Here is a 2,835-nt window from a genome sequence, read left to right as displayed (position 1 = left end):
GCGCTGAAGGCCGTGTCGAGGGACGCGTTGAGGGACGCGTTGAGGGACGTGTCGAGGGACGCGTTGAGGGACGCGTTGAGGGACGTGTCGAGGGACGCGTCGAGGGACGCGTCGAGGGACGCGTCGAGACCCTCGTTCAGCAGCTGACACTCAAGTTCGGCCCGCTTCCCGAGGCACTGCTCGCCACTGTGCGTAACGCCTCCACTGACCAGCTCCAGACCTGGACCGTTCGTGTCCTGACCGCCGACACCCTCGACCAGCTCTTCGGCTAACCCCAATGCCGGGACGTTACAGCGGGACAGCGAGGATTTGACCGTACGGACGCTGACGCGTGGGCGGCGGGGCGGCAGCAGCCCGGCCAGGACGGCGAGGCCGATCCGGCCGACCGGGTCCGAGTCGGTGGTGACCACACCCTCGGCGGCGGGCAGCGTCTGTCGGACTGGCTTCCAGGGCGATGGTGAAACTGGCCCGGTCCGTCGGTGCCAGGAACCGATTCCACGGCGGTGACCACGGCCCTACGTAGCGCCTGGCAGCAGCGTCGAAGCCCCGGTCGGCCAGCACCAGCATGTCCCGGGTGAGTAAAGGCAGCAGGCGGCGGGCGTAATCGGTCTCGCCGGTGGCGGGCGGGCCGAAGACCGAGCAGCCACGCCGGGTGATATCGACCCACCGCCGCGGTGATCACCGCCATTCGATGAAGTCGTCCATCCGGTCGCCGAAGCGCTCACGGCTGTACCGTGCGATGCCGTGGATGTGCTCCTCCATGAGACTGTGGGCCTGCTTGGCATGACCGGACAGAATGGCCCGGGCCAGCTTCAGGTGATCGTCGGCGATCAGGTCACGCATCACCCGGGGGTCGTCAGTGAGGGCGACGTGGTGGGCGACGATCCGGCCCATGGTCTGCATGCTCAGCTCGAGCACGCGGTTGCGGGCCAGTGAGGCTATCGCGATGTGGAATCCACCGTGCTCCTGGACGAACTTCCCCAGCTCCTCGTGTTCTTCGTGTTCTTCGTACGCCCCGCCTCCGTCGAGGTAGGGTGCCATCGCGGCGGCCCGCGCGTCCCTGTCCGGGTTGCGGGCGGCCCGGTCGGCCAGGACGCATTCGGCCAGCACCCACGCCTCGAAGAGTTCGGCGTAGGTGGCCCCCGCCAGGTGGAAATACAACGTGGAGATGCGTCCGAGGTTCGACGGGTCGACGGTACCGACCACCGGGCCGCCGCCCGGCCCACGGCGGATGGACAGCAGGCCCTGCACCTCCAGCAGGCGCAGCCCCTCCCGCAACGACTCGCGGCTCACTGAATACTGTTCGAGCATGGCCGCCTCCGACGGCAGGCCGTCACCAGGCTGTAGCCCACGGGCGATGATGTCGTGCACCACATCCCGTGCGACGGTCTCCGATGTCTTCAGGCGGCGCATCACCCCGTCACCCGACGCGATCGCGATGCAGCCTTGCGGAGTCGCCGGGGCCGGTGCGTGCCGACGAGTGCCCAGCGCTCCAGCGGGCGCAGGCAACGGCTCTCGACCGGGGCTGCTCAGCATGAGCAGAGGGTACCGCCAGGCCGAGTTGCTCCTGATGAATCGCACCGCCCAGCTCCTTGCCTGCCCCGTCCCGCGGACGGGCTGGGCGGGCTGGGCAGTACGGACAGGCCGGTAGCGCCAGTGGCTGTGGCCCGGCTGTCCTGGCTCACCCCGTGACGTCCCCCATGATCCGCAGGGCACGCCGGGCAAGCATCCCGATGTCGTCCCCGCGGCTGGCCATACGTTCATCCGTGCTCTCCCCGCGCACGTAGCGTTGGTGCAACTGCTGGCAGATCACCGCTGTCCGCCAGCAGGCGAACGCCTCATACCAGGCAATGTGTGACAGGTCGGCGCCGGTGCGCGCCGCGTACCGCCGCGTGACCTCCGCCCGGGTGGGCACGCCCAGCGTCCGCAGGCCCGGCACGTGCAGCGCGTGGTCGTCCGCGGTGTCCGACGGGTCGGGCCAGTAGTTGAGCAGCATCCCGACATCCGCGAGCGGGTCGCCGAGCGTCGCCATGTCCCAGTCGAAGACCGATGCCACCCGGTCGGGTGCGGCCGGCGCGAACTGACAGTTGTCAATCTTGAAGTCGTTGTGTATGAGCACGGATGCCCGCGAGACCGGCAGCGTGCGCTCCAGGCGGCGGCCCGCTTCGGTCATCTGTGCGTCGAACTCGGCGGTGGCCACGAGCTCCCAGCGACGGCGCCATCCCGACAGCTGGCGCGCGAGGTATCCGCCGGGCCGGCCGAGATCGTCGAGGCCGCAGCTCGCCGGGTCGACGAGATGCAGGTCGGCGAGAGCGTCGACGGTGGCGAAACCGACGCGGCGAGCCGCGTCGGGCAGGTCACGCAGCGACGGCGGCAGCGCCCCCCAGACCACCACCCCGGCGCGGTACTCGCCGACCACGAAGTCGCTGCCTACGACGTCGTGGTCGGCACAGAACACGTAGGCCCGCGGAGCGCGGTCGTACTCCTGCCACAGACGGGACAACACCCGGTGCTCGCGGCGCATGTCGTGGGCGCCTGGGGCGATCACGCCGAACGGGGGCCGGCGCAGCACCAGACGGGTGTGACCGAACGAGAGCAGATAGGTGAGGTTCGCCGAACCGTTCGGGAACTGCGCCACCGACAGGTCGCCCGTCACCTCCAGCCCCCGCTCGGCCAGCCGTGGCAGCAGGTACCTGGCCAGCCGCTCCCACGGCAGCTCCTCACCGGGGCGGACCGGCGCCAGCTCAGGCGGATCCGCCGGCTCAGGCGAATCCGCTGACGGCCAAGACTCGGCGTTCATCATCCCCGGCCCTTCCCGGTAGTTGCGGTCCTGGT

2 protein-coding genes and 1 pseudogene are annotated in these 2,835 nt (G+C 69.9%); all 3 read right to left on the bottom strand.

Annotation, left to right across the window (positions count from 1 at the left end; genetic code table 11):
* Nucleotides 1-410, bottom strand: a pseudogene (locus MJ783_RS19935) (hypothetical protein); the annotation flags it as partial.
* Nucleotides 411-678: 268 nt separating this feature from the next.
* Complete coding sequence (locus tag MJ783_RS19930; protein WP_239312590.1) at nucleotides 679-1,413, bottom strand: FadR/GntR family transcriptional regulator; 735 nt, start codon at nucleotides 1,411-1,413, stop codon at nucleotides 679-681.
* Nucleotides 1,414-1,681: 268 nt separating this feature from the next.
* Nucleotides 1,682-2,800 carry a phosphotransferase family protein gene (locus MJ783_RS19925; RefSeq protein ID WP_239312572.1) on the bottom strand — a complete coding sequence of 373 codons (1,119 nt, stop codon included), beginning with the start codon at nucleotides 2,798-2,800 and terminating at the stop codon, nucleotides 1,682-1,684.
* Between the last annotated feature and the right edge of the window lie 35 nt (nucleotides 2,801-2,835).

Source organism: Protofrankia sp. Cj3 (genome assembly GCF_917627355.1).
GTDB lineage: Bacteria > Actinomycetota > Actinomycetes > Frankiales > Frankiaceae > Protofrankia.
The sequence above is the reverse complement of the archived record's forward strand: the minus strand, read 5'-3'. Positions and strand labels throughout refer to the sequence as shown.